The 880-nt window shown below is 23.4% G+C and carries 1 protein-coding gene; it reads left to right on the top strand.

From position 1 onward, the window contains the following. Positions 1-39 precede the first annotated feature (39 nt). Positions 40-792 carry a DUF2963 domain-containing protein gene (locus J8J04_RS03050; protein WP_212332252.1) on the top strand — a complete coding sequence of 251 codons (753 nt, stop codon included), beginning with the start codon at positions 40-42 and terminating at the stop codon, positions 790-792. Positions 793-880 lie beyond the last annotated feature (88 nt).

Here is an 880-nt window from a genome sequence, read left to right as displayed (position 1 = left end):
AGAAATAATCAAAATTATAAACAAAGTAGGTAAATAAAATTGAAAACAAATAATAAAAGCAAACTAAAACGTATTATCTTTATCATTTGGGGTTTATTTATTACTGTAACTATTCTTGTTTTTTTAATTATTATTTTATTAGCTATTAATGAAAATAAATCTAAAACCGAAAACTCAAACCAACAAAATAAAGAAACTGTTCAACCTCAATCTAATATTCCATCACAAGAAGAACAAGAAACTGTTCAACCTCAATCTAATATTTCATCCCCACAAGAACAAGAAAAAACATATAATGCTATTATGTTTAAACTTGATAAAGAAATTGATGCATTAACTACAACTAAAAATATTATTTTTCAACCAGGTACTAAAATAATAGATGAAATACAAATTAAAAACCTTGATGGTAAATTAATCAAATCCACTAAATATCAAGATGACGGTAAAACAATTGATTGGATTAACGAATTTGACAAAGATACTCAAAATATAATTAAAACAACCTATTATCAAAATGACAGCAAAACAATTAATTGGATTGACGAATTTGACAAAGATACTGGTAAAAGCATTAAAAGAACTAAATATCAACCAGATGGCAAAACATTTATCTATATTACCGAATATGACAAAGATACTGGTATTGTAATTAAATCTACTAAATATCAAGATGATGGTGAAACCATTAAATATATTGATGAATACAAAAAAGGAAATATATTGAAACTTAAACGTACTTTTTTCAAAGATGATGGTGAAACAATTGATCGAATTGAAGATATTAGATAAAGAGGTTAATATATGAATAAAAAAAGAAAAATTATTGTAAAAATATGGATTATAGTAATTGCAATTATTTTTTTAATTCTATTGTTTC

It is taken from the genome of 'Fragaria x ananassa' phyllody phytoplasma, from assembly GCF_018274325.1.
In the GTDB taxonomy this organism is placed as follows: domain Bacteria; phylum Bacillota_I; class Bacilli_A; order Acholeplasmatales; family Acholeplasmataceae; genus Phytoplasma.
This window is presented reverse-complemented; position numbering and strand designations above follow the sequence as displayed.